A 26828-nucleotide genomic window follows, 5' to 3' on the forward strand; every position below is an offset into this window, starting at 1 on the left:
AGAAGGGACTTATGAAGACGCTATTTCGTATTTTAATCATCGCGACATGTTTAGGAATTATTTATTATTATTCAAATGTAGAACCATCAAAAACCGAACTATTAGAAGGACCCTCACAAATTATACAGCCTGTTTCCAATATTGAAGATCAAAAGAAAAATCAAAATAATCTACCTCGACCAACTACTGGGATTTCCAAATTTATCGGTCAATCTAGCACTGATATATTGGATAATTACGGCAAACCTGATCGGATTGATCCGTCTGAATTTGGCTATGAATGGTGGATGTATCATGGAAATGATGCATTATTAATGGTTGGAGTGGAAGATGGAATGGTTACGCAAATTTATACGAATTCTCCGTCTTTTAATACAGCACCTTATGTAATTGATCAGTCGTTAGATGATGTGTATCGAATGACTATTTTTGAACAAGAAGTGACGGTTCAAATCGAAGGCAATCTTTATATTTTTGCGATGAATGAGCAAGATATGCATAGTCGTATTCTTGTTAATTATGAAGGTTTATATGCCCAATTATACATAGATACGGAAACAAATAAGTTGGATGGTGTGCGATTTATCGATGGAAAAACGCTCGTGCTCCATAAACCATATGAATTACAGTTTGTGGGGGAATTATTAGAAGCAACTACACCTTCAAGTTTTCAACAAGTGGATATTAATCGAGCAAATGGCTTACAATTAACGGATTTAGCAAATGCGTATCGACAAAAAAATAGACTGCCTGTTTTACTTGCATCTCCGCAATTAAATTTGCTAGCGGAAACGCAAAGTGAAGGGATGCTTTTAGAAAGTATGGCCACTCAAGCTACAGAACCGACCAAGTCACTAGATGAACGGTTAAATGAAATTGACATGGCTTTTCAAAGTGCAGCTGAAAATGTAGCTTCTAACTATAAAGATTCAATAGAAGTAATGTATGGGTGGATCAATTCAAAAGAGCATCGTGAGTGGCTACTTAATGATAAATTAACACTTATTGGCTCAGGTACATTTGTTAACTACTATACACAAATCTATATCGAACAAAATATTGATTCAGATGAACGCTACGGATTATAGTGGCGTTTTTTTTATTGTGCCATATAGTATGTTGAGGAGTGTGAACGTGCAAATTGCGGAATTGGTGAAGGATTGGCCATGCACAGTAAAGGGCTCGATGCGAACTGATATACAAAGCATTGAAGATGATGCGCGAAAAATCACACCAGGTGCATTGTATATTGCAAGACAAGGTAAGAAATATAATGGAAAAGAATTTATAAAAGAAGCAGTTGAAAAGGGTGCTACAGCAATTGCGATAGATGATGAACTACTTTATGATTCGATCGAAATGAATGTACCGATTGTTTGGGTGCCGAATTGTGAAAGATTTATTGCCTATGCAAGTGCAAAGATTTATGGTTTTCCATCAGAGGCATTATCAATTATTGCAATTACAGGTACGAATGGCAAGACGACGGTTACGCATTTAATTGGTCAACTATTAACTAAACTCAATCAGCAAGTAATGGTTATCGGAACAAATGGTATTTTTGTAAATGGTGTTCAAGAATACGGACATTTAGAAAAATTAACAACGCTCCAGGCAAAAGATTTACATTTTATATGTTCGGAGGCTATTCGAAGAGAAATTCCTTATATAGTGCTCGAAGCATCGTCAATGGGTTTAGCAAAGCATCGATTAGATTATTGCGAAATTGCGTTAGGTGTTTTTCTCAATATTACAGAAGAGCATATTGAGGATCATGGAACTTATGAAAAGTATAAGCAGGCAAAACAAATATTAATGAAATTAGCGAAAAAAGTAATCATTAATAATGATGATGCCACTTGTCGATCCATTGGAATTGCTTCAAAGGGTAAAGCAAAATATTATGGAAAAGCGAATCATGTGAACTATCACATACAACATTTAATCGAATCGACTGAAAGTACCGTTTGTTGTATTCAATATAAAGACGAGAGACATGTTGTGACAATGCCGGTGATAGGGGAATACCAAACGAGCAATGTATTAGCGGCGATTAGCTCTGTTACAGAGTTAGGTTTCCCATTAAATGAAATTTGCGCTGTCATTCCACAGCTAACATTACCTGAAGGACGTTTTGACCGAATTATAAATACGCTGGATCTTTCGGTTTATATTGACTACGCACATACGCCAGACGCGATGAAAATGATCCTACAGACGATTAGAAAAAAAGCAAAGTCTCGTGTCATCGCAGTCTTTAGTTGTGGTGGAGATCGAGACCAAATGAAGCGACCTAAAATGGGCATGATTGCTTCTGCTTTTGCGGATTATATTATTTTAACGACTGATAATGCCCGATCAGAATCCCCTGAACAAATTAACAATCAAATTAAAGAAGGTTTTTCTTCTTATCAAAAATATGAAGAGATTTTGGAACGAAAAGAAGCAATCGAAAAAGCGCTAAAGATGGCACAAAGGGGCGATACGGTTGTCATCCTAGGAAAGGGACATGAAAAAACTCAGCAAATTGGAAGTTCCGTGGATTATTTTTCAGATCATGAATGCGTAAGACAAATTGTGAAGCAATTAGAAACGGGGTAAGGCAGCATCGTAATAATACGATGTCACATTGCTTTTCTGACTTTTTTTCGTTATGATAAAGTCAGATTGGAGGAATTAACTATGCTCATGACTTCAGATTGGGTTTTTGTATTAGATGAGGTTGATGAATTAAGTGCGATGATTCTTTCCTCTCAAGCAGCGCAAAATTTACGACAAGCGTATAAGGCGGTTTATGAGGATGCAGAGCTAAGCGCGCAAATTAAGACCTTTCAACGTTTAAAAGATCAATACGAGGATGTCCAACGATTTGGAAAATATCATCCTGATTACCATACAATTATGAAGAAGATTCGGACAGAAAAACGTCAGCTTGATTTGAATGATCTAGTAGCTGCATTAAAGCTAGCAGAAAATGATTATCAAGATTTACTTGATGAGATAAGCCTGATGATAGGTCATTCTGTTTCGGAAGCGGTCAAAGTACCGGTTAGCAACCCATTTTTAGCAAGTAGTTCATCTTGTGGCACGGGATGCGGTACTGGTGGCGGTTGTTCTTGTTCTGCTTAATAAAAAAGAGCTTGTGAGACCAATAATCTCACAAGCTCTTTTGTGTTAATGAGTAACCTTTTGTAGTAAAACTTGCGCAATATCTGGACGATTTGTTACGACACCCATTGCGCCTTGTTCAATCACGTGGTTCATCGTCAATAAATCATCAATGTTTGTGTAAATTGTAGGGACATTTAAATCTGCTAAAAACTTCACAAATTTTTGCGAATCAAAATTGAATACGCCTAATTTAAGTGGCAAAACAAATAAATCGACTTTTGGATGATACAAGTGACCAAATTGACTTGTAAATGTTGTGATGGCTTTTTTGATATCGCTATCGCCAGCGCCTAAAGCAATACGGTTTTGTGCATATAAATTGAATCGATCAATTTGTTCACTATATGGACTTGTTACAATGATTTGATAATGTACATCTAATTCTTCAATAAGTCGCCATAATTTTGAAGGCATTAAGCTTCCTTCATACGTATCAGGACTATCTTGAATGGAAATAATAAATAATTTGTCATTATAAGTTTCAAAAAGTTCGCGAAGTGTCACAACAGATGCAGCGTCCTCACGGTATGGATGATTTCCATCTAAATCTTCAAAGTAATAGCCAACGTTCAGTTGTTTTAGTTCTTCTAAAGTTAAGTCTTTTACATAGCCAGAGCCGTTTGTGGTGCGATCAACTGTGGCATCATGGAATGCGAGAATTTCCTCATCTTTTGTTAAGCGAATGCTTACTGTAAAGCCATCTACTTCTAAATGTGCTGCGTTTTCAAAAGCTTGTAATGAATGTTCAGGTGCTAAGCCAGCCCCACCATGTTGGGCAATAACAATGGGACGTTCAAATTGTAAAGCTTCTTTTGAGTCGCGCTTTTGTGGCTTCGAAATCGCCTTTGACCCTGCCCAAGCTGCTGCACTTGCCGCAGCAATTGCCAGAGCCACTTTTGTTTTTTTACCCATAAATTTGTCCTCCTCTGACCGTACATAATTCATTTCCAATTTCGTTTGTGTCATGAAAAATAGAGTGCGCTAGGTGGATTTTGCATGAGTTAAATAATCACTCTACTGCTTTCTATTATAACGGGTTGCATGCTTACTGTCTAAACTCTGTTGCTATCAAATTGCACATTTGGTATTCTTTTAGTGGGCAAGTAAGTAAAAATTTAGAAGAAATCCGCGCAGAGAAAAGAGGGATTTTACATGAACGAACGCCAAGGGCTAATCGTATATGTACATCAATTGAAGCATGCAAAATCATTACGAAAATACGGACATGTGAATTTTATCTCAAGAAGATTAAAATATGTTGTCATTTATTGTAATCGTGATGAAGTAGAAACGCTTAAAAATAAAATACAACGCCTTCCATTTGTGAAAGACGTTGTAGAGTCATACCGACCATTTGTTAAAACTGAATTCGAAAATGCGAAGCCAGATAAAGCAAAAGAGTATGATTATAAAGTGGGATTATAAATCCCTGGACAATTTTTGATAATGCTTTATTTATTGCATCGGCGGAATATAATGATTTAATCGTAAAATACCAATTAAGTATTGATAAAATTGAATTGATTCCGAAAAAATAGATGAGTGCTTAATTTCGAAACTATTTTCTTGTTTGCCGATTGTATGTACGGCTTCTTTAAATAGCTCGATTCGCTTCGATGGTTTTTCGACGTTGTATGGAATTCCTTCGCGGCAAACATATATCGGCATAAATTTACTTTCGCCTGAGGGCTTAAACGCTACAGCGAGTGAAGCAACCATGCCGTTATCGTGATTCGCAGTGAAGATGAACGCGTTATGGAAACGGTGATCGTTAGTTTTAATTAATTCGCAAAGCTCATAAACGTCACCATAGCCTTGACCTAATTCGATAAATTGTTGAATCAATAGAGACACATCCTTTCTATACAATAGTATCATGATGCAGGAGGACAGGCACATGAAAATTGCCGTAAGTATTTTTTCGTTTTTAGCTATAATAATTGGAACAATCGTTTTTGTGCAGTTCCAAGTATACTCTGACGAAGTGGATTCGATTGAAAAAGGTTACAAGTATTCGCAAGAAATTGAAATCGTTTACCGTGGTGAAAGTCTTGATATTCGCCAGCATTTCAAAAACTTACCGTCAGATGAAGTTACGATTCAATGGCCAATTAGTGCTGTGAATCCAAATTGTTTTATTGAAAATGAACATAGTTGTTCGCGTTTAAGTGAGGATTCTTCGAAGTTCAAAGAAGGTGATACACGTGGTCAATCCATTTCATATACCATTCCTTTAGAAAAAGGTTTACAGTCTCAAAAACTGATGAAAAATGTTTTTACAACATTAAAAAATGGAGATGTTCAATTTTCAACGGTACATATTACAACGGACCACGATATTGAAGGTCAGTGGGTAACCGGTTTACCGTTAATTGGTGAACAAAATTTAGCGCTTGTTAATTACACAATGTTTAGTGGGAAGGGACCTGTTACGGATCTTTTCTGGCAATCAGGTGGATTTGATTTGCAAAATCAATCAGATGTGCTTTCTATTTATTCGAAAACACCTTTAACAGCTGCTTTTTATGAGAAGTTAGCGAAAGTGAACTTTTTAAGTGACGATCATTTAGCTATTATTAATGGAACGAATAAGGATAAGCTAGAAAGTGATCGCATGTTGTTCTTACCAGATGTAACGGTAGCAAAAGTACAGCAAAATGTTATTATTTCACAATTAGAATCGATGTATCAATTTGGTGATACACCGAACTGGATTAAGGAATTAATGGCGTCATACTTAACAGGTTCAGTATTTGGAAGCGACAAAACAAAAGAAGTTGCTGCGACGATTACAGCGCAAATGACAGAAGAGCAATTAGCAGATTGGAATGCGCATTTAAAAGATTTAGAAAACAAAAAAATAAGTGCACAAGTACTCGATGAACAATTATCAGCAGTACTTGGCGCATCGACAAAATATGTGACGATGAGTGCACGCTCGAAAACGTCATATCCGTTTTTATATAACGATCCACGTGAAATTTATGTCGACTTACACAAACAAAGCGATATTCAAGTTGTTTTAAAGGACGGCGAAGTATTATATTCTGCGGATTCTTTATTAAATGCGTTAGGGTATGATGTGAAAACTGGTGAAAACGGGTATTATGTAACAAGTGAGACACGTTCGTTCCGATTCCCAATGGATCCAGGATTTTATGTATTTAACCAACGACGTTATAATACTGTTTCAATGCCGATTAAAATGGTAGCGGATCAGCACTTTATTGAGGAATCATGGTTACAACGTCTATTCTTAATTGAGTTAAAAAAATCGGATAATCGCATCACGATCAACACACCTCAAGAATAATATTTACGATTGATAAAGGAAGTTTGGTGAAATCATGCGCGTAGTAGCAGGAGACCGAAAAGGAATGCCCCTAAAGGCGATTGAAGGTAATACGACACGTCCAACGACGGATAAGGTAAAAGAATCGATTTTCAATATGATTGGTCCGTTTTTTAACGGTGGTATTGCACTTGATTTATTTGCAGGTAGTGGTGGACTAGGCATTGAAACGCTAAGCCGTGGTGCAGCGCATGCTCTATTTATTGAAAAAGATAGCCGCGCGTACCAAACGCTACAAGAAAATATAAAAAAATGTCGCTATGAAGATGTATCGGAAGTATTTCGTACAGACGCAATACGCGCAGTAAAGGCGTTATTAAAACGAGATATTGTGATTGATTATTTATTTGTCGATCCACCTTACCATAAAAAAGAGTATTATGATTTAGTCGAGACACTTGCTGAAGGTGGGAAGCTTTCAGAAGATGCCATCATTATGTGTGAGCATTCAAGGGAAGTGGCACTGCCAGAAAATTATGGGGTGTTTCAGTTAGCTAGACAAGAAACGTATGGAAGTACGATTATCTCGATTTATCGTCATTTAGAGGAAGAGGGAGAAATCAGTTGATTGATAAAATAGCAGTAGTACCCGGAAGTTTTGATCCGATTACATTGGGACATGTCGATATTATTCGTCGTGCAGCAGATGTGTTTGATATCGTTTATGTAGCGGTGCTAAATAACTCAGCGAAAAACCCGTTGTTTTCGATTGATGAACGTATTGCTTTAATTGGTGAAGTATTAAAGGATATTCCGAACATTCGTATTGAAGCATCTTCTGGGCTATTGATTGACTATGCACGAGAAAAGAATGCAAAAGCAATTGTCCGTGGTTTACGCGCGGTATCGGATTTTGAATACGAAATGCAAATTACGTCGATGAACCGAGTGCTTGATGAAAATATTGAGACATTTTTCATTATGTCAAAAAATAAGTATTCGTTTTTAAGTTCGAGCATCGTCAAAGAAGTAGCAAAATACGGCGGCAATATTGGTGAGCTTGTTCCAAAAATTGTGGAACAAGCATTAATCACAAAATTTAAATGACAAAAACTTTCCTGTAATGTAGATAGCTCTCTACATGCGCGGGAAAGTTTTTTTGTTGTTATAAAAAAAGAACTGCATAAAGAATTGGAATAACAATACTATAAAAAAGTCGAATCCAAATATAAGGCCGAATCGCGATTTTAGCTGTACGGGCAATAACGATAACTTGTAGATGAATGCTCAAGCTTTGTGTTGTAAGTAATAAAACCGTTGCGAATAGTAATGTATTGCCATATAACTGGCTATGCAATAAATATAAGCCGTTTGTCATTTCAAGGATACTAGCTGCGATTAAATGAAAATAATGAGGGAGTGACGTAAAAAAAGTTTCAGTGCTATGTAAAAAAACGCTATAGACCGTCGTGAAAAAAATAATTGTTGCTGCCACGATAAGTACTGTCGGAACACTGTCTCGTATACTGTTGGTAAAAGGATATTGCTCTTTTACGTTTTCTTGAACTGAACTTGTTGATTTCGGAAGAACCCTATATGCGAAAAAAAGTACGCATAAAGAAATGGCATGTAATAGGAGTAAGTAGTTCCAACTCATACTTGTTGACTGAAATAGGTCATGTCCAACAAAACCAAAGATAAAAAGTGGACTTGGACAATGGCAAATCCCAAGTAAATAAGCGGCCTGCTTTGATGAGAAATCCCCCCGTTTAAATAAATGCGCAATCGTCGCAGCTCCAGTAGGAAATCCACCAATCGCACTGATCGCATAAGTTTTAAAAAAGAGGAAAAATGAATCGCTTTTAGTAGTATTAGCTGTTAAGCGAATAAACCAATTCGTTAAAATTAAATAGGGTAGTAAGTAGGGAAATAATGCCTCCATAAAAAGAGAGACACCTAAATCCGCGCCCTCATGTGCTACTTGAGGAAATAATAATAAGAGAATAATAAGAGACAAACATAATAATATCGTCCAAATTTCAATTCATCCTCTGCGATGTTTTGTCATTCATGAAATCAAATGCTACACTAATTTATGCACTGATGATTAGAAATAGTCTTTCACTGATTTTGGAGGCGTATAAGCATGGGGAATAAAGTAAAAATTTTTTTCGCAGTGATTCTATTAGCTGTGATGGGATTGTCTTTTTATCAATTAGATTATTATGTGACAAAACCAGGAGGCACGTACAATGTCGGGGATATTATCAACATTCAAAATGGGGATGAGGACGACGAAGGTACGTTTCATATGACAACTGTTGCGATGGGTCGTGCAACGCCAATAACTTACGTGTTGGCAAAGTACCGTGATTATTATGATGTGGTGAAAATTTCTGATGTGCGTCAAGAAGAAGAGGACGACGAGGAATACAATATTCGCCAGCTTAAATATATGACTGATTCACAATTTAACGCAACCTATGTAGCGTTTAATCGTGCGAAGCTAGATTATAATGTGACCTATAAAGGGTTATATGTGTTAAATGTCTTAGCGGATGGTGCAGCTGACGGTGAGCTGAAACCAGGAGATGAAATTGTCGAGGCAGATGGGAAACGTATTGAAAATTTAACGATGTTTAAAGAAATCATTACGCCGAAAAAGCAAGATGAGACGATTGAGCTCGTTATTAAGCGTGACAACGAGTTGATAGATAAGTTATTAACAATAAAGGAAATACCAGGTTCAGATGGCCGATATGGCATTGGCATCACATATTCTGAAAGCAAATCAATTAAAACAGATCCTAAAGTGACAGTAAATTCGGAGGATATTGGTGGTCCTTCAGCTGGACTGATGTTTACGCTAGAAATGCTAAATCAGTTGTTAGACGAGGACCTTACGAAGGGCTATGATATTGCAGGCACAGGTGAGATGTTAGAGGATGGTACGGTTGGGCGTATCGGGGGTATCGAGAAAAAAATAGTCACGGCAGATAGTGAAGGAATGGAAATTTTCTTTGCACCAGATGATGAAATAACGAAAGAGATGCTTGAATACAATCCAAACATCCTTTCAAATTATGAAGTAGCAAAACAAACAGCAGAGGACATTCATTCAAAAATGATCATCGTTCCGGTTAAAACAATTGATGATGCACTGAGCTATTTAGAAAAATTACAACCGGAAAATTAAATACGAATAGGCGGGATTTTATAATCTTCGCCTATTTTTTTATTGGAAAATTGTGCGATTCCAAGTTGATACATTTCAGTTGCGCGTAAATCAATTTCTAAAATAGGGTCGTTTACAGCTGCGACACGGCTTATTAATGGCAATGATAGCGATTTTTTGATACTTGAAATATATTGTTGGCCTGCCTTTGTCATCCCTAAAATCCGTATGAAAGAAGCCTCCGTATGCGCATGGAGTTGTTCTTTTGTAATGCCAGTGTAAATATGTGTAAGCATACGTTGTAGGCGTGTCCATGTATAACGCTTTGATTTAAGTGCATTCATAAAATCAGTGTACGTTTCACTTGCTCGAGCGTGCTTAATTAAAGAATTCTCCAATCCTTCTGAAACATCCGCATATTGTTTTAATTGAGCAGGTGTGTGGCGTAAAATGGCGTATTTTAACAAGGGCCAAAAGCTCTCCCAACTCGCGAATTTACTGTGTATATCCTGCCATTTTTCCAACTGTTCGACACTGGCTCTTGGTAAATAATGTGCAATTTCGTGTAAAGATTGTCCACTAAAGAGTGCTTGGCGAATACCAGTTGCACTTGCGATTTGACTGTGTACATCAATCGCATCATGATAGCCTGCTGCAATACGCTGGATCGTTGCGGGCTTCATCGTACAATGCAGTTTTTCCATTGCTTCTACATAATGAAATCCTAAAATATTATTTGGTTGAGCTAAATCAATGTATGAATTAGGATGAAGCTGTTTAAGCTGTTCATAAGCTGTATGAAGTGCTTGAGGATAGCTTGTCCCTAATTGAACACTTTCTTTAATGAGTTGATCGTATAGGGTGCGATTTGCTTCGATTAATTGAAAGCTATTCAAAAAGGGCTCAATAGACCCCTGTTCGCTTCCAAACGCTAACGTAGTACACTTTATTGCTTCGAGTAATTGGACTGCTCCTGAAGCAAATTGATTCGCTTGAGCTGTACTGAAAATGTATGGTAATTCGATAACGACATCGACACCGCTCTCAAGTGCCATTTTTGTACGATACCATTTATCGACAAGCGCTGGTTCTCCACGTTGCAAAAATTGTCCACTCATTACTGCTACAGCGACGTCAGATTCTGTCGTGCTTTTTGCTTCCTGTACATGATGTAAATGTCCGTTATGAAAAGGGTTGTATTCAACAACAATTCCTACAGCTTGCATAAAAATCCTCCTTACGATAAAATCAATTGTTATTGGTATAGAAATTTATAATCAAAATAAAATATTCTATGCAAAAAAAATAGAATTTAACTTGATTATAAGCACGAAATTAAAGAGTGACAAGAAATTATCTTGACATCTTTTTTTGAACGCTATATAATCAACATTGTTGTCTCGAGGTGATTAACGAATGAAATGGTCAATTCATCAATTATCGAAGTTTCGTAAAGACGGAATGCCACTTGATACCTATGTCGAGTTGAATGATGTAAAATCACGTAACTCTGATATCCGTAACGTTTCACCCGTTCATGTAAAAGGGCTATGTACTTTTGGTGCATCGCAAATGACTTGTCAATTAACGATTAGCGCTACATTGACGCTTCCATGTGCTCGCACGTGGGAAGATGTTGAATACCCTGTGAACATTGAAACAGTTGAAATTTTTAGCTGGGTCAGTGAGGAACAACGCGGGGATGTTTTTAGCGATATTCACTATATAGTTGGAGACGTTATTGACATGAAGCCAGTTCTTGAAGATTTAATTCTTCTTGAGGTGCCGATGCAAGTATTCAAAGAGAATACCGAAGGACAAGTGCTAGGTGGTAAAGACTGGTCCTATTCAACGGATGAAGATGTAGAAAAAGCTAAGGAAGTTGACGAACCAAAATTGGATCCAAGACTGGCTGCTTTAGCTAAGTATTTTGATCAAACAGATGAATAACTATCTGTAAGGAGGTGCCAATAATGGCTGTACCAGCTAGAAGAACTTCTAAAACTGCAAAAAGAAAGCGTCGTACGCATTTCAAATTAACGTTACCAGGTATGGTAGCTTGCCCAAACTGTGGAGAAGCTAAATTATCTCACCACGTTTGCAAAGCTTGCGGACAATACAAAGGTAAAGAAGTAGTAGCGAAATAATTCAGTATTTACGCTATATAAAGACTAGATGAGAGACCATGGCTCTCGTCTAGTCTTTTTTCTGTTTTAAAATAGCTACTTTGCAAATGATTGTCAAATGAAATGGACTCAGATACTATGGTTATTGTAAGAATTGTTTATTAATTATGATAGTGTTATTTTGAAATATCAAAATAGGGGATGAGTTCATGGATTATATAATACATAACGAAGATGGCGTATTAACATTTACGATCAATCGGGAAGAAAAACGAAATGCCATTAACTATGCTGTAATGGATGGTTTAAAGGAAGTAATCACCTATATTAAAGAACATGAGGATGTGCGTTTTTTAGTCATTACTGGTGCAGGTGAAAAATCATTTTGTTCTGGTGGAGATTTAGCAGAATTTCATAATCTTGAAACAGAAGAACAAGCTTTTGGTATGTTAAGTAAGATGGGGAATATCTTATACGAATTAGCAACTTTACCAGTTCCGACGATTGCACTTATAAATGGTGCTGCTGTTGGTGGAGGCTGTGAAATTGCAACAGCTTGTGATTTTCGTTTAATGGCTTCTCATGCAAAGGCTGGCTTTATACAAGGGTCACTCGCGATAACATCTGGTTGGGGCGGCGGAACGTATTTGTTTGAGCGAGGCTTACGTCATGACCGGGCGTTGAAAATGCTCGTAGATGCAAAACCATATGATGCACAAACATTATTGGATATTGGCTGGGCGATGCGTGTTTATATAGAGGGAACAAAAGAGCAAGCGCTAGCTGATTTTATTGAGCATATGGCGAAAGTTCATCCTTCTGTTCATCAGGCATATAAAGAAATTGAATTACGTAAATGGCGAGAACGTAATATGTACGAGCGTGTTATGCAAGAAATTGCTGTCTGCGCAAAACTATGGGAATCCGAAGCACATCACGTAGCAGTTAATAATTTTTTAAATAAATCCAAAAAGTAATACTAGCGAGCAAGCACAAATCTATTTTTGTGGTTGCTCTTTTTTATTCTATTTCATTCCCCCGTGCATATAGTAGTAAAAAATATGAGGTGGTGCATGATGGAACAAAAAAGAAGGAAAGACCAATGGACTTTAGCAGATGATGAAAAGCTTGCGGAAATTGTTATTCAAACAGTTCAAAATGGACGCACACAGCTCGAAGCGTTTGAACAAGCTGCACAGGCGTTGAATCGTACGAAGCAAGCGTGTGGGTTTCGATGGAATAAGACGTTACGAGCGCAGTATGGACAAGTTTTAAATAGTGTTAGAAAACGTCCTAAACAATTAATGCGCAGTCATTTAAAGTTAGCATTATCAAGTTTTGAAGAATTAACAGAAGCTTATAATGATTTAGAAATGAAATACTCGGAGCTTCAAACCGAATATGAAAAGGTTTTAAAGTGGATGCAACAAGGCGCTTTACTAATAAGGGAAAAAACAAATCAATGAGTTTTATTTGAATATTAGAGAAATAATAATATTATTCGAGAAAATATTTGTATTTAAATTTAAAGCTAGCTTACAATAGGATAGAAACATAGCGCTTTTTCGCGCAAATATCTTCTATTAGGGGGAATTATAATGGCAGAAGTAAAAGCACAAATGGCAGGAACAGTTTTTGAGGTAAGTGTAAAAGAAGGCGGTAGTGTAACAAAGGGGCAGACACTTATCATTTTAGAATCTATGAAAATGGAAATTGCACATGATTCAGAAAGTGATGGAACAGTAGTGAAGATCCATGTAACTGAAGGAGATTTTGTTGAAGAAAATGATGTATTAGTGGAACTAGCTTAATCGCCAGGGGGAGAAATGCATGACGCAGTCAACATATAATAATCACTTACAACAAAAAATTGACACCATCAATGCAGGTGGTCAATCAAAATATCATGAAAAGTTAAAAGAAACGAACAAATTATTTGTGCGTGACCGCTTGAAGCTATTGTTTGATGACGGGCAATATGAAGAAGATGGACGTTTTGCAAATTGCGAAGCGGGCGATTTACCAGCAGATGGCGTCGTGACAGCAATTGGTCAAATTGATGGGCAAACTGTATGTGTTATGGCCAATGATTCGACAATTAAAGCAGGTTCTTGGGGTTCACGCACAGTTGAAAAAATTATTCGAATTCAAGAAACGGCAGAGAAATTACAAGTGCCAATTTTATACTTAGTAGATTCTGCGGGAGCACGCATTACCGATCAATTGAAGATGTTCCCTGGCAGACGTGGTGCGGGGCGAATTTTCCACAATCAAGTTCGTATGAGTGGGATGGTACCTCAAATTTGTATTCTATTCGGTCCATCAGCTGCAGGTGGGGCTTATATTCCTGCATTTTGTGACATTGTTATCATGGTGGATGGCAATGCTTCTATGTATTTAGGCTCGCCGCGTATGGCAGAAAAAGTTATTGGAGAAAAAGTAACGTTAGAGGAAATGGGCGGCGCGCGCATGCACTGTACAGTAAGTGGCTGTGGAGATGTACTTGCGGAAAATGAAGAGCAGGCAATACTGCATGCTCGCCGCTATATTAGCTATTTCCCTGCGAACTTTGCGGAGTTTCCTCCACTTGAAGAAGTGAAGGCACCAATTGCTAGTAAACCGTTAGAAGAAATCATTCCAGAAAATCAAAACGCACCATTTGATATGTATGAATGCATTGACCAATTAATTGATGCTGATAGTTTCTTTGAAGTTAAAAAATTATTTGCACCAGAGCTTATTACAGGCTTAGCAAGAATTGACGGGCAAGTAGTTGGAATTGTTGCGAATCAGCCAAAAGTAAAAGGCGGCGTTCTATTTGTAGATTCTGCGGATAAGGCATCGAAGTTTATTACATTATGTGATGCCTTTTCAATTCCGCTGTTATTTTTAGCGGATGTACCAGGCTTTATGATTGGAACAAAGGTAGAACGCGCTGGAATCATTCGTCATGGAGCAAAATTTATTTCCGCGATGAGTTCGGCAACTGTTCCGAAAATCTCGGTTATTATTCGTAAAGCGTACGGAGCTGGCCTTTATGCGATGTGTGGACCGGCATTTGATCCAGATGTAGTTATTGCGCTACCGACAGCTCAAATTGCAGTTATGGGTCCTGAAGCGGCTGTGAACGCTGTCTATTCGAATAAAATAGAAGCAATTGTAGATCCGAAAGAACGTATGCAATTTGTGAAGCAAAAAATCGAAGAGTATAAAGAAGAGATTGATCTTTATAAATTAGCATCGGAAATGGTTATTGATGATATTGTTGCACCAAATCAATTGAGAACGACATTGGTTCAACGTTTAAATTATTATAATTCTAAACAAATGGTGCTTCCATATCGAAAACATCCAGTGTATCCAGTATAATAGAGTTAGCTGAGGGTCTGTCTTGAAGGCAGACCTTTTTAATTCGAAAAAAATTTGAGGTATAATAAATGCAAATTGAAATCATTGGCGCGGGCGCTGTGGGATTATTATTAGCAAGTTTTTATGCGGAAAACGGAGCGGAAGTTCGTCTCATTACAAGAGCGAAAAATAAGCAGGAAAAATACATACAAATTAAGCGAACAAATACAGATGCAACTACGCAGTTTTTTCAAGTGGAGGAAGCATCAACTATTCGTCAAGATACGGATTTAGTCATCATTGCTGTGAAGTATGGACAATTACAACAGGTATATGAGCAGTTAAAAACAATTCGTTCTACGATACCGCTTTTATTTGTTCAAAACGGCATTGCGCATTTCGAAGAAGCGATGCAATTAGAACAGCAGAACATAGCCTTTAGTTCCGTTCAATTTGGTGCACAGAAGCTAGATGTCCATCATGTTGCACATAAAGGTATGGGGTTGATGAAAATTGCGGTAGGAAAAGGAGAGCTCTCGAAATTTTCTATAGTAAAATCGTTTTCGAGCGACCTGCTACCCATTTTGTTTGAGTTAGATGCAGAAGCCATGCTTATGGAAAAAGCATTATTAAATAGCTTTATTAATCCGTTAACTGCCATTCTTCGGGTAAAAAATGGTCAGCTAATTGAGCAAAACAATGCTTTTCAATTATTAAAAAGTTTATATAATGAAATAATAGATACGTTTCCTCAATATGCCGATACTTTTCAATTTGAACAGGTGGTCGGGCTATGTGAGAAAACGTCGCAAAATACATCGTCTATGTTAGCAGACATTCAAGCAGGTAGAAAAACAGAAATTGATACCATTGTTGGCGCTATTTTAAAAAAAGCGCATATACAAAATAAGCAAATGCCAATGTTACAAACGCTTTATATGCTGGTAAAAGCGTTTGAGGAGAGCGGTGAGACAATGTGATGTTAGTTGTTCAATTTGTATTAGCAACCATAATATTATGTCCAATTCTTGCATTTATCGTGACACAAATTATTTGTCGTAAAATTCGACTGGGTAAGCATAAAGCAATTGGTTATTCAGCGGATGTAACGACAGGGTTATTGTTTTTTTCTGTGCCAATCGCCATCCAAGCTTTATGGGATAAGTCAGTAGTTATCCCTGTATTAGTTACGGCGCTTATTATAGCAATTCTTTTTACATATATTGATTGGCGAACAAAGAAGGAAATCGAAGTAAAACCGCTATTTAAAAAAATATGGCGCATTTATTTTATCCTTTTAAGTATTACATATTTTTTAATATGGGCAGTTGGTTTAACACACTCAGTAATTATTTTTATGATGGTGGATTAAACGAAGGCATTTTCTTTTTACTATGCGTACATAACAGTTAAAATGAAAATGGATAAAGTGAACCCGACAATCAGTGGGAAGTCATCTCTACTGTTAATACGGGATAAATGAAACAAATATATAGTTTGTTACTGAGTAGAGGAGAATTTCAATGAAGCTGGAACAAATACAATCCCCAGTGAATAATAAATTATTAGCGGATTATTGGGCTGAAAATACAGCGATACATTCATTTTTTGATTATCAATACAATGAGCAGGCCTTTTACGAACGTGCGACCTATTTACAAAACAAAACGCATCGTTCTGAACAACTAGCTCAAATTATACGCGAATATATGTCACAATACGGCGTATCTGAAAAGGTAAATGAACATTTAATAGAGTTAGAACAAGGTGCGCTTGTTATTGTAGGCGGTCAGCAATCAGGATTATTAACGGGGCCGCTCTATTCCGTGCATAAGGCGATTTCAGTTATTCTCTTAGCAAAACAGCAACGTGAAAAATTGAGTATACCCGTTGTACCAATGTTTTGGATTGCTGGAGAAGACCACGATATTGAAGAAATTAATCATACGTATACGATCGTTGATGCAGAAGTAAAAAAGCGTGGCTATAGCGAACGCTCAAAATTTAAAACAATGGCTTCAACGACTGTGTTGAATCAAGAAGCCATACAACAATTTATTGCGACTGTTTTTAAAGATTTTGGAGAAACGCAATATACGGAACAATTATTAAATACAGTTTTAGCACATGCAAATAGCAGTTCAACATTCACAGATTTCTTCACAAGATTAATGAATGATCTATTTAAAAATCATGGCTTGCTGTTATTAGATGCGACGTACGGTCCATTCCGTCAATACGAAAAGGCCTATTTTGAAGCAATCATTAAAAATAATGAAGAAATTGCCCATAAAGTTGTTGCGCAAGAAGAAAAATTAGTACAAGCAGGTTATTCGATGCCGATTGGTGCAACAAAACAAAATGCTAACTTGTTTTACGTGAAAGATGGGGAACGCTTTTTACTTGAACGTAAAGAGGGTCGCTTTAAAAATGTTCTAGCTCACGCAAATTTCTCGAAAGAGGATTTATTGGGACTAGCTAAAAATGAGCCGCAGCTACTAAGCAACAATGTTGTGACGCGTCCACTTATGCAAGAAATGACGATTCCTGTATTATCGTTTGTTGGTGGACCTGGAGAGTTAGCTTATTGGGCTACGTTAAAGCCAGCGTTTGAAACACTAAATTTACAAATGCCGATTTTTGCACCAAGAATGAATATTACGATGCTGACAAGACAAGTTCAAACGCTATTACAGCAAAATAATATAACAGTTGAACAAGCAATAAATAATGGAGTCGAACAAAAATTAGCGAAGTTTGTTGAAAGTATTCAAGATGAAAAGTCTCAGCAATTAATCGAACAAATGAATGACCAACTCGCAGAACAATATGAGCAACTTTCGACATATTTACAGCAAGGAAATTATCATTTAGAGTCGTTAATTAAAAAAAATAAAGATTATCATGAACGACAGTTCCGCTATCTACAGGAAAAAATTAAACAGCAAGATACGGAAAAACATGATGTGGCCATTCGTCAATACAAAACAATTCAGTCAGAGCTTTACCCGAATGGTGGCTATCAAGAACGGGTGTACAGTCCATATCAATATATGAATGTATATGGATCGACATTAATTGATGATTTACTGTCGTTAGATATGGAAATTTCTAATCGACATAATATTGTATCGCTATAAAATAGAAGAGTTACCTCGTAATGAGGTAACTCTTTTTATGTCTTTTGGCACCGAACGTATGTGTGAGAATATGCTTATTTACTCGATTTTTCTATATTGGAAGGAGAAATGGCAAAATCAGTGGTGGAAAGTGGGGGGATGTGGTACATTATTTACTAAAGTGGGGTGAGTAGCATGTTCATGGGAGAATTTCAACATTCGATCGATGTTAAAGGCCGTATGATTGTACCTGCAAAGTTTCGTGAACCACTTGGTGAAACCTTTGTACTAACACGGGGTCTTGATCAATGTATTTTTGGATACCCTATGGATGAATGGCGAAAACTCGAAGAGAAATTAAAAGATTTACCGATGACCAAGAAAGATGCTCGAGCATTTGCACGATTTTTCTTTTCTGGTGCTACTGAAGTAGAAGTAGACAAGCAGGGCCGAATTAACATTCCATCAACACTAATTGGATACGCTCATCTTGAAAAAGAGTGCGTTGTATTAGGCGTATCGAGTAAAATTGAAATTTGGGCTAAAGAGGCTTGGAACGAGTACTTTAATAATTCGGCGGAATCCTTTAATGAGATTGCTGAAAATTTAATTGGCTTTGATTTCTAAAGCATTAAGAGGTGTTATTGGTAATGTTTGATCATACAACCGTATTATTGAAAGAAACTGTTGACGGGTTGAACATCAATCCTGATGGTATTTATGTAGATTGTACTCTAGGCGGTGCAGGTCACAGTGAATACTTAGTAAAACAATTGTCATCAAAAGGTCGATTAATTTGCTTTGACCAAGATACGATCGCTATTGAAAATGCGAAAGTACGGTTAGCGGACTATTTAGATCGTGTAACATTCGTACATTCAAACTTCCGCTATTTAAAAGAAGAACTATACAATTTGAATATTCATCAAGTAGATGGAATTTTATATGATTTAGGTGTTTCATCACCACAGTTAGATACGCCAGAGCGTGGCTTTAGTTATCATTATGATGCACCACTTGATATGCGTATGGACCAAACGGCTGAACTAACTGCGTATCATGTAGTAAATGAATGGGCTTTTGGAGATTTACTACGTATTTTCTTCCGTTATGGTGAAGAAAAGTTCTCGAAACAAATTGCGCGTAAAATTGAACAAGCTCGAGAAATTGCACCAATCGAAACGACAGCTCAATTAGTAGAACTAATTAAAGATGGAATTCCAGCTCCTGCTCGTCGAAAAGGTGGACATCCTGCAAAACGAATTTTCCAAGCTATTCGTATCGCGGTAAACGACGAATTAGGTGCAGCAGAAGATTCATTAGCAGATGCTATTGAACTATTGGCAATTGGTGGACGTATTAGCGTTATTACATTCCATTCATTAGAAGACCGTTTAACAAAAACAATGTTTAAAGAAGCTTCATCACTTCCAGATTTACCACCAGGTTTACCGATTATTCCAGATCATATGAAACCGATGTTGAAATTAGTGACTAGAAAACCAATTTTACCAACTGAAGAGGAGTTAGAGGCGAATAATCGTTCACGTTCAGCAAAACTACGAATTGCTGAAAAAATAAACGATAAAGGACGTGGGTAAGCGATGGCAGTTAGGGTAAGGCAAACATATATTCAACATCAGCCAGAACTACCCGAACAGGAGCAACAAAGGCTACCAGTCCAACCTAAAAAGAGAAAACCAAGGTTGTTTTCTGTTCGGGAACAGTTTTTATTTATCATTTTTGCAATTGTTGTAGCATCATTCGCCGTTTCCATTTTACATACACAAGGTGATATTCAGTCGAAGAGTATGGAAATCCAAAAAATTGAGCGAGAAATTACAGAGGCAAATAATAATAACGTAGATTTAAAAGTACGTGTAAGTGAGTTATCAACTCATGAACGTATTTGGGAAAAAGCGAAAGAACTCGGTTTAACACAAAATGAGAAAAATGTGAAGGTAGTGCCGGGAGAATGAAAAAGAGAAAATTTCGTTACCAGTATGGAGCCTTTCTGATGTTTATTTTATTTGGAGGGCTCTTTTTACTGTTATATTGGCGTTTTGTGTCCATTCAAGCGACGGGTGTTGTAAAAGGACATGAACTAGAAGCAGAAGCATTAGCAAAATATCAATCAGGTTATGTGCTGTCAGCAGATCGCGGGAAAATTTTTGACCGCAATGCGAATGTCATTGCAGAGGATACATTGAGTTATCGTCTTGTAGCTGTAATTCGCGAATCAGCAACAGAAAATCCCAAAAAACCAATTCATGTTGTGGACAAAACTGAAACAGCAAGACAGCTTGCTCAGTATATTCCTATGGATGAAGAAAAAATTTTAGAACTTTTAACGCCAGCTGAAGGCACAGATCCTTATCAAGTAGAGTTTGGATTAGCTGGACGCGGTATTAGTAATGAAGTAAAAAAACAAATAGAAGCTTTAAATTTACCAGGGATCATATTATTTAGTGACAAAAAGCGTTACTATCCAAACGGTTCCTTCGCATCGCATTTAATCGGTTTTGCGGTTCGTGAAACGGAAAAGGATGGTTCGTCTGAAGTTGTCGGAAAAATGGGGTTAGAGTCTATTTATGATGATCAATTAACTGGTGAAGATGGTAAGTTAATGTATCAACGCGATGCAAAGAATTACTTATTACCAAGTAGTGATAAAGTCGTTCAAGATGCACAAGATGGTAATGATATTTATTTAACGATTGATAAAACCGTTCAAAACTTTTTAGAGGATGCCATGTCTCGTGTGAATTCGAAATACAATCCGCAGGCCATGATTGGTGTCGTTGCAGATCCAAAGACTGGTGAAATATTAGCAATGTCTCAACGTCCAACTTTCAATCCAGATACACGCGAAGGACTAGATGGAAACTGGTTGAACGACGTTATTGAAAATACAATTGAGCCCGGTTCAACGATGAAAACATTTACAGTTGCTGCAGCGATGGATTCGGGAAATTGGCACCCAAACGCATGGTATAAATCCGGTTCATATAATGTATATGAAAATACGATTCGAGATCATAATACATATGGTTGGGGTACGATTACGTATTTAGAAGGATTCCAGCGTTCGAGTAATACAGCGATGACCAATTTACTTGATATTATGGGTTGGGACACACTTGAAAAATATTTAGACCGTTTTGGATTTGGACAAAAATCGGGAATTGATCTACCTGGTGAAGCCAGTGGGGTTATCAACTCTCACTATCCTTTAGAAAAATATACAACAACATTTGGGCAAGGTTCGACGGTCACACCAATTCAATTAATCCAAGGATTAACAGCAATCGCTAATGATGGGAAAATGATGCAACCGTTTGTGATTGATAAAATTGTTAATTCGAATACAGGTGAGGTTGTACTAGATTCTGAGCCAACTAAAAAAGGACAGCCGATTACAGCAGAAACAGCAAAAGCAATGCGTGAACTTTTAGCTTCAACCGTTTATGGAGAAAAAGGAAATGCAAAACGTTTCCAAATTGAGGGTTATGAGGTAGCTGGTAAAACAGGTACGGCTCAAATGCCAAAAGTATCTGGAGCAGGTTATGACTGGGGTAAAAATGAATTCTTGTATTCATTCCTAGGTATGGCACCAGTAGATGACCCACAACTAATTGTTTACATTGCCGTTGCAAAACCAAAACTTGGTGCAACAGAAGCTGGTTCGGATCCTGTATCACAAGTATTTAATTCAGTTGTACAAAACAGCTTGAAATATATGAATATTAATCCGACAGATGTAGCTGAAGTTCAAAAGAAAGCTATACCAAATATGGTTGGTCAACAAACAGATTCTGTTATGACAGAGCTTGAAGGTGATGGATTGCATCCTATTCTAATTGGTGAAGGTGGAGAAATTCTCGAGCAATTCCCAAAAGCTAATTCGTCATTAATAAAAGGCGGCATTGTATTTTTAAAAACAGATGGGGACATTTCGTTACCATCATTTGAAAACTGGTCGCTACGAAATATGCTCGTTTACAAAACATTAACGAAGCTTCCTATTGAACTCTTCGGTGAAGGCTATGTAGAAAGTCAAAGTGTGTCGCAAGGAACAATTGTTTCGGATCAATCGCCAATTGTTGTGAAGTTAAAAACACCGCAAGAGCACTATTTGACCCCACCGGCTGAAGATATGGAAGAGGGAGAAAGTGAAGTAGAAAACGAGGAAGAAGCACTGCCACAGGATTAATCGAATTTGAATAGAACCTAAGTTACAGACATACTTTGTGTTATGTGAGGTGTTGTAATGAAATGGTTAACTACAAATTCGAAAAAAAGATTAACATGGATCGCCATCGCATTTGTATTATACGGCGTGGCGATTTTTGTTAAGCTAATGTTTTTGCAAATCGTGCAATATGATGATTTGTCGACATTAGCAAAGGAAAACTGGGATCGTGAAATACCATTTAACACGCAGCGTGGAGAAATTACTGATCGTAACGGGGAAGTTATTGTTACGAATAAATTAGCACCGACACTATATTTTATGCCATCACAAAATAGTGAAAAAGAACAAGTTGCCACAGCAATTTCAAGTGTATTAAACAAAGATCGAGCTGCAATTTTAAAAAAATTAGAGCAGCGTATATCTCTTGTAAAACTTGCACCAGAAGCGAAAAATATTACGTATGAACAAGCGGTTAAAATTCAGCAATTGCAAATTCCAGGATTGTACAGTGGGGTCGATTATATTCGTTCGTATCCACAAGGGAATTTACTTGCACGATTGCTCGGTTTTACGGGTATAGACAATCAAGGCTTAGCTGGCATTGAATATGAATACGATCGGTTATTAACAGGTTCAGATGCCGCAATCCGATTGTTTACTGACGCAAAAGGTGTTTCACTAGCGCATGTTGATGATGAGTGGAAGGAAGGGCAAGACGGGGCAACATTGCAATTGACGATTGATATTGAACTTCAAAAAATAGTTGAACGAGAACTTTCTCAAGCGATGGTACAATACGATTCCGATCAAGCTTTAGCAATAGCGATGAATCCAAATAGTGGTGAAATATTAGCACTCGCTTCATTTCCAACGTATGATCCGTCTAAATTTGCTGAAGTAGAACCAGCGATTTATAACCGGAATTTACCGGTATTTATGTCGTATGAGCCAGGATCCACGTTTAAGATCATTACATTAAGTGCGGCTATTGAAGAAGGTGTTGTGAATATGGAAGATGAACATTTCCATGATGCAGGTTATACAATGGTAGAAGGTGCACGACTTCGATGTTGGAAGCGGGAAGGACATAAAGACCAAACGTTTTTTGAAGTTGTCGAGAATTCATGCAATCCTGGCTTTGTTGAACTAGGTCAACGCGTTGGTGCTACAAAATTACTTGATTATATTCATAAATTTGGGTTTGGTAAAAAAACAGGTTCAAATATTGCAGGTGAATCAACAGGGATTTTATTTTCAAAAGCCGCATTTGGTCCAGTAGAACATGCAACAACTTCTTTTGGGCAGGGCATATCTGTAACGCCTATCCAACAAGTGCAAGCAGTAGCAGCTATCATTAATGGTGGTACGTTGTATCAACCGCATATTGTGTCGAAAGTAATTGATTCAAATTCAAATAAAGTTCTCCTTCAAAATGAACCTGTCGTCAAAGACCAAGTGATTAGTGAACAAACTTCGGATATTGTACGAGAAGCGTTAGAGCGTGTTGTTGCAAATGGTTCTGGGCGTCTCGCTTTTAGGGATGGCTTACGAATTGCAGGTAAAACAGGGACAGCACAAAAAGTAGAAAATGGTCGCTACAAAGACGGCGATTATATTGTTTCGTTTATCGGCTTCGCACCAGCAAATGACCCGCAAGTTGTTATATACGTAGCTATTGATCATCCACAAAGTGCCCTGCAATTTGGTAGTGCCATTGCAGCACCAATTGTCGGCCAAATCATAGAAGATGCAGCGCCGCTTTTAAACATTGAAAAGCAGCAAAATCAACTCGAGAAGCAATACAGATGGGGCGATGAATTGACGGAAATAGTGCCGAATTTTGTGGAACTTACAAAAGAAGAAGTGCTCACAAAATTATATCCATACAAAATTGAGTGGCATGGTTCAGGTGAGAAAATTACCCATCAATTACCACAAGCAAATGAAATCATCCATGAAAATGATGTGATTCATTTATATTTAGGAAATTAAATCGTATTTCACCTTTTAAAATCCACCTAAAACAACTATTATAGTGTAGGAAGTTCTACAGACATAAGATTTAAAGGAGATTTATTATGACAATATCTACAACATTGACCATACTTGTTTCATCATTTTTATTAACGGTCATTTTAGCACCAATTGGGATTCCACTGCTTCGCCGATTAAAATTTGGGCAAAGTATTCGTGAAGAAGGCCCAAAATCGCATATGAAAAAAGCGGGCACACCGACAATGGGTGGGATCATTTTTTTATTAGCAATAATTGTTTCAACGATTATTGTTGCGATGATTTTTGATTTATTTACAACGCAAACCGTTGTCCTATTACTTGTTTTAGTTGGATTTGGCATCATCGGATTTTTAGATGATGGTTTAAAAGTTATTTTTAAACGTAACTTAGGTTTAACATCGATTCAAAAGTTAATTGGGCAAATTGCGATTGCCATTGCTGCATTTTTATTATTACGTTTAGGTTCATTTGATACATCGGTTGGGATTCCATACACAGATATTTCGCTAGATTTAGGCATTTTCTATGTTGCCTTTTTAATTTTCTGGTTAGTTGGCTTCTCAAATGCAGTCAACTTAACAGATGGACTTGATGGTCTTGTATCAGGTACAGCATCGATAGCATTTGCTGCTTTTGGTGTCATTGCCTTATTTAATGACCAAGCAGATATTGCGATTTTTGCATTTGCTGTAACAGGGGCATTACTTGGCTTCTTAATTTTCAATGCAAACCCAGCAAAAGTATTTATGGGTGATACAGGTTCTTTAGCACTTGGTGGCGCTTTAGCGATGATTTCCGTATTAGTGAAGCAAGAGTTTTTACTGTTACTAATCGGTTTAGTCTTTGTTATTGAAACGTTATCCGTTATTTTACAAGTAGGTAGCTTTAAACTTCGTAAAAAACGTATTTTCAAAATGAGTCCAATTCATCACCATTTTGAATTATCAGGATGGTCTGAATGGAAAGTCGTTATTGTATTTTGGTCAACAGGATTAGTAGTGGCACTTATAGCAGTATTAGCGGAGGCGTTATTATGATTGAATATGAAGGTTTTCAAGCAAAAAAAGTTTTAGTTTTAGGATTAGCAAAAAGTGGTGTAGCTGCTGCGGAAATTTTACATCAGCTGGGTGCATTCGTAACAGTGAACGATGCAAAACCATTTGATGCTAACCCTGAAGCGCAAGCACTATTATCAAAAGGGATTACCGTTATTTGTGGTCGTCACCCAGAGGATTTACTTGATGAAGGTTTTGAACTTGTCGTCAAAAATCCCGGGATTCCATATACAAATCCAATCGTAGCAGATGCGATTGAACGAGGTTTACCAGTCATTACAGAGGTAGAGCTTGCGTTTTTAATAAGTGAAGCACCGTTTATCGGCATTACAGGTTCTAATGGTAAAACAACGACAACTACTTTAATTTTTGAAATGTTACAAGTAGGTCATTTAAAACCATTAATCGCAGGAAATATTGGGACAGTAGCATGTGGTGTTGCAGCAGAAGCTACGAAAGAAAATGTTATCGTAACAGAGTTATCTTCATTCCAATTAATGGGTACTCGTACATTTAAACCACATATTGCAATTTTAACGAATCTTTATGAAGCACATTTAGACTATCACGGCACGTTTGAAGATTATGCAGAAGCAAAGTTTGGTGTAACACGTAATCAAACAAATGAAGACTACTTCATCTATAACGCAGATCAAGCTGTTGTTACGGAATATGCCAAAAAATCAAATGCACAACTTATTCCATTTACAACAAAAGGACGTTCAACTGAAGGTATTAGCGCGGATGAACAAAGTGTTTATTGGCAAGGTGAAGAAATTTTAAAACGTAGTGACATCGCGCTACCAGGGAAACACAATTTAGAAAACATTTGTTGTGCGGTTGCGGCAGCGTTACTGCAAAACTGTCCGTTAGAAGCAATCAAACAAGTATTATCAACATTCGAGGGTGTTCGTCACCGTACTCAATTTGTTCGTGATTGGGAAGGTCGTAAAATTTACAACGATTCAAAAGCTACAAATGTGCTTGCAACAAAGAGTGCATTAGCAGCATTTAAACAACCGATTGTATTACTTGCTGGTGGGTTAGATCGTGGTCATTCATTTGAAGAGTTGCGTGAAGAAATGTCAGGTGTAAAAGCGGTTGTTGCATTCGGTGAAACAGCCTTACGTTTTATTGAGTTCGCGAAAACTTGTGGTATTACAAATATTGTACGTGCGATTGATGTCGAGGATGCTGTAGGTTATGCAGCAAAAGTATCAGAGCCTGGTGATATTATTTTATTATCTCCTGCATGTGCAAGTTGGGATCAGCATGCAAGCTTTGAAATTCGAGGGGATTTATTTATCGATCGTGTTATGAAACTTTCTTAA

General features: G+C 37.3%; 28 protein-coding genes. 24 read left to right on the forward strand and 4 right to left on the reverse strand.

Translation table 11 applies throughout. The features are described from left to right. Positions 1-11 precede the first annotated feature (11 nt). The 3 genes from DCE79_RS03765 to DCE79_RS03775 all read left to right on the forward strand — a co-directional run bounded on the left by DCE79_RS03765 (position 12) and on the right by DCE79_RS03775 (position 3129). Positions 12-1088 (forward strand): CAP domain-containing protein, encoded by a 1077-nt coding sequence (locus DCE79_RS03765; protein ID WP_108711780.1) that lies wholly within the window; start codon positions 12-14, stop codon positions 1086-1088. A 46-nt stretch (positions 1089-1134) separates the two neighbouring features. Continuing rightward, on the forward strand, positions 1135-2601 hold the full coding sequence (locus DCE79_RS03770; protein ID WP_108711781.1) for a UDP-N-acetylmuramoyl-L-alanyl-D-glutamate--2,6-diaminopimelate ligase: 1467 nt from the start codon (positions 1135-1137) through the stop codon (positions 2599-2601). Between the two features lie 81 nt (positions 2602-2682). Further along, positions 2683-3129 carry a YlbF/YmcA family competence regulator gene (locus DCE79_RS03775; protein WP_108711782.1) on the forward strand — a complete coding sequence of 149 codons (447 nt, stop codon included), beginning with the start codon at positions 2683-2685 and terminating at the stop codon, positions 3127-3129. A gap of 45 nt (positions 3130-3174) precedes the next feature. On the opposite strand, the gene DCE79_RS03780 is transcribed toward DCE79_RS03775, so the two are convergent. Next, positions 3175-4083, reverse strand: coding sequence for a glycerophosphodiester phosphodiesterase family protein (locus tag DCE79_RS03780; RefSeq protein WP_108711783.1), 909 nt, complete (start codon positions 4081-4083; stop codon positions 3175-3177). 240 nt (positions 4084-4323) lie between these two features. Between DCE79_RS03780 and DCE79_RS03785 the strand changes: the two genes are divergently transcribed. After that, the gene (locus DCE79_RS03785) at positions 4324-4596 is read left to right on the forward strand and encodes a YlbG family protein (protein WP_108711784.1); all 273 of its coding nucleotides are present in this window, start codon (positions 4324-4326) and stop codon (positions 4594-4596) included. 30 nt (positions 4597-4626) lie between these two features. Here DCE79_RS03785 and DCE79_RS03790 read toward each other — a convergent pair whose 3' ends face one another. Further along, on the reverse strand, positions 4627-5016 hold the full coding sequence (locus DCE79_RS03790; RefSeq protein WP_108711785.1) for a DUF7147 family protein: 390 nt from the start codon (positions 5014-5016) through the stop codon (positions 4627-4629). Between the two features lie 52 nt (positions 5017-5068). Here DCE79_RS03790 and DCE79_RS03795 point away from each other — a divergent pair, with 52 nt between their 5' ends. Genes DCE79_RS03795 through coaD form a run of 3 tightly spaced genes read left to right on the forward strand, consistent with a single transcriptional unit; the run spans position 5069 to position 7570 of the window. Further along, the gene (locus DCE79_RS03795) at positions 5069-6484 is read left to right on the forward strand and encodes an RNA polymerase II (protein WP_108711786.1); all 1416 of its coding nucleotides are present in this window, start codon (positions 5069-5071) and stop codon (positions 6482-6484) included. A 34-nt stretch (positions 6485-6518) separates the two neighbouring features. Continuing rightward, positions 6519-7091: a 16S rRNA (guanine(966)-N(2))-methyltransferase RsmD gene (gene rsmD / locus DCE79_RS03800; protein WP_108711787.1), complete on the forward strand. Its 573-nt coding sequence runs from the start codon at positions 6519-6521 to the stop codon at positions 7089-7091. Next, positions 7091-7570, forward strand: a complete 480-nt coding sequence (coaD, locus tag DCE79_RS03805; protein WP_168214702.1) for a pantetheine-phosphate adenylyltransferase — start codon at positions 7091-7093, stop codon at positions 7568-7570. The genes rsmD and coaD overlap by 1 nt, the downstream gene beginning before the upstream one ends. 58 nt (positions 7571-7628) lie before the next feature. Here coaD and DCE79_RS03810 read toward each other — a convergent pair whose 3' ends face one another. Next, positions 7629-8405, reverse strand: coding sequence for a hypothetical protein (locus tag DCE79_RS03810; RefSeq protein WP_108711789.1), 777 nt, complete (start codon positions 8403-8405; stop codon positions 7629-7631). Between the two features lie 204 nt (positions 8406-8609). Here DCE79_RS03810 and DCE79_RS03815 point away from each other — a divergent pair, with 204 nt between their 5' ends. Next, positions 8610-9659 (forward strand): SepM family pheromone-processing serine protease, encoded by a 1050-nt coding sequence (locus DCE79_RS03815; protein WP_108711790.1) that lies wholly within the window; start codon positions 8610-8612, stop codon positions 9657-9659. Here DCE79_RS03815 and DCE79_RS03820 read toward each other — a convergent pair. Next, positions 9656-10864 (reverse strand): nucleotidyltransferase, encoded by a 1209-nt coding sequence (locus DCE79_RS03820; RefSeq protein ID WP_108711791.1) that lies wholly within the window; start codon positions 10862-10864, stop codon positions 9656-9658. The two genes, DCE79_RS03815 and DCE79_RS03820, sit on opposite strands and share 4 nt — an antisense overlap. Before the next feature lie 190 nt (positions 10865-11054). On the opposite strand from DCE79_RS03820, the gene DCE79_RS03825 reads away from it, so the two are divergent. The 16 genes from DCE79_RS03825 (at position 11055) to murD (ending at position 26828) form a co-directional block, all read left to right on the forward strand. After that, entirely contained in the window at positions 11055-11588 is a 534-nt protein-coding gene (locus DCE79_RS03825; RefSeq protein ID WP_108711792.1) for a YceD family protein, read from the forward strand. A gap of 23 nt (positions 11589-11611) precedes the next feature. Then, on the forward strand, positions 11612-11785 hold the full coding sequence (gene rpmF / locus DCE79_RS03830) for a 50S ribosomal protein L32 (protein WP_108711793.1): 174 nt from the start codon (positions 11612-11614) through the stop codon (positions 11783-11785). 188 nt (positions 11786-11973) lie between these two features. Next, positions 11974-12741, forward strand: a complete 768-nt coding sequence (locus tag DCE79_RS03835) for an enoyl-CoA hydratase/isomerase family protein (RefSeq protein ID WP_108711794.1) — start codon at positions 11974-11976, stop codon at positions 12739-12741. A gap of 99 nt (positions 12742-12840) precedes the next feature. Beyond that, positions 12841-13230 carry a transcriptional regulator gene (locus DCE79_RS03840; RefSeq protein WP_108711795.1) on the forward strand — a complete coding sequence of 130 codons (390 nt, stop codon included), beginning with the start codon at positions 12841-12843 and terminating at the stop codon, positions 13228-13230. 132 nt (positions 13231-13362) lie between these two features. Further along, positions 13363-13575: an acyl-CoA carboxylase biotin carboxyl carrier protein subunit gene (locus DCE79_RS03845; protein WP_108711796.1), complete on the forward strand. Its 213-nt coding sequence runs from the start codon at positions 13363-13365 to the stop codon at positions 13573-13575. Between the two features lie 19 nt (positions 13576-13594). Next, positions 13595-15133 (forward strand): acyl-CoA carboxylase subunit beta, encoded by a 1539-nt coding sequence (locus DCE79_RS03850; protein WP_108711797.1) that lies wholly within the window; start codon positions 13595-13597, stop codon positions 15131-15133. Positions 15134-15201: 68 nt separating this feature from the next. Continuing rightward, positions 15202-16092 carry a ketopantoate reductase family protein gene (locus DCE79_RS03855; protein WP_108711798.1) on the forward strand — a complete coding sequence of 297 codons (891 nt, stop codon included), beginning with the start codon at positions 15202-15204 and terminating at the stop codon, positions 16090-16092. Continuing rightward, positions 16092-16484 (forward strand): DUF3397 domain-containing protein, encoded by a 393-nt coding sequence (locus DCE79_RS03860; protein ID WP_234417329.1) that lies wholly within the window; start codon positions 16092-16094, stop codon positions 16482-16484. Before DCE79_RS03855 ends, DCE79_RS03860 begins: the two co-directional genes overlap by 1 nt. Before the next feature lie 151 nt (positions 16485-16635). After that, entirely contained in the window at positions 16636-18252 is a 1617-nt protein-coding gene (gene bshC / locus DCE79_RS03865) for a bacillithiol biosynthesis cysteine-adding enzyme BshC (RefSeq protein WP_108711800.1), read from the forward strand. A gap of 174 nt (positions 18253-18426) precedes the next feature. Then, complete coding sequence (gene mraZ, locus DCE79_RS03870) at positions 18427-18858, forward strand: division/cell wall cluster transcriptional repressor MraZ (protein ID WP_108711801.1); 432 nt, start codon at positions 18427-18429, stop codon at positions 18856-18858. A gap of 23 nt (positions 18859-18881) precedes the next feature. Beyond that, entirely contained in the window at positions 18882-19832 is a 951-nt protein-coding gene (gene rsmH, locus DCE79_RS03875) for a 16S rRNA (cytosine(1402)-N(4))-methyltransferase RsmH (protein WP_108711802.1), read from the forward strand. Positions 19833-19835: 3 nt separating this feature from the next. Continuing rightward, positions 19836-20210, forward strand: a complete 375-nt coding sequence (gene ftsL / locus DCE79_RS03880; RefSeq protein ID WP_108711803.1) for a cell division protein FtsL — start codon at positions 19836-19838, stop codon at positions 20208-20210. Between the two features lie 38 nt (positions 20211-20248). Continuing rightward, on the forward strand, positions 20249-22444 hold the full coding sequence (locus DCE79_RS03885; RefSeq protein WP_108711804.1) for a penicillin-binding transpeptidase domain-containing protein: 2196 nt from the start codon (positions 20249-20251) through the stop codon (positions 22442-22444). A gap of 57 nt (positions 22445-22501) precedes the next feature. Then, the gene (locus tag DCE79_RS03890) at positions 22502-24418 is read left to right on the forward strand and encodes a penicillin-binding transpeptidase domain-containing protein (protein WP_108711805.1); all 1917 of its coding nucleotides are present in this window, start codon (positions 22502-22504) and stop codon (positions 24416-24418) included. Between the two features lie 86 nt (positions 24419-24504). Continuing rightward, entirely contained in the window at positions 24505-25479 is a 975-nt protein-coding gene (gene mraY, locus DCE79_RS03895; RefSeq protein ID WP_108711806.1) for a phospho-N-acetylmuramoyl-pentapeptide-transferase, read from the forward strand. Next, on the forward strand, positions 25476-26828 hold the full coding sequence (gene murD / locus DCE79_RS03900; RefSeq protein WP_108711807.1) for a UDP-N-acetylmuramoyl-L-alanine--D-glutamate ligase: 1353 nt from the start codon (positions 25476-25478) through the stop codon (positions 26826-26828). Before mraY ends, murD begins: the two co-directional genes overlap by 4 nt.

The sequence above is a fragment of the Lysinibacillus sp. 2017 genome, assembly GCF_003073375.1.
Classification (GTDB): Bacteria; Bacillota; Bacilli; order Bacillales_A; family Planococcaceae; genus Solibacillus.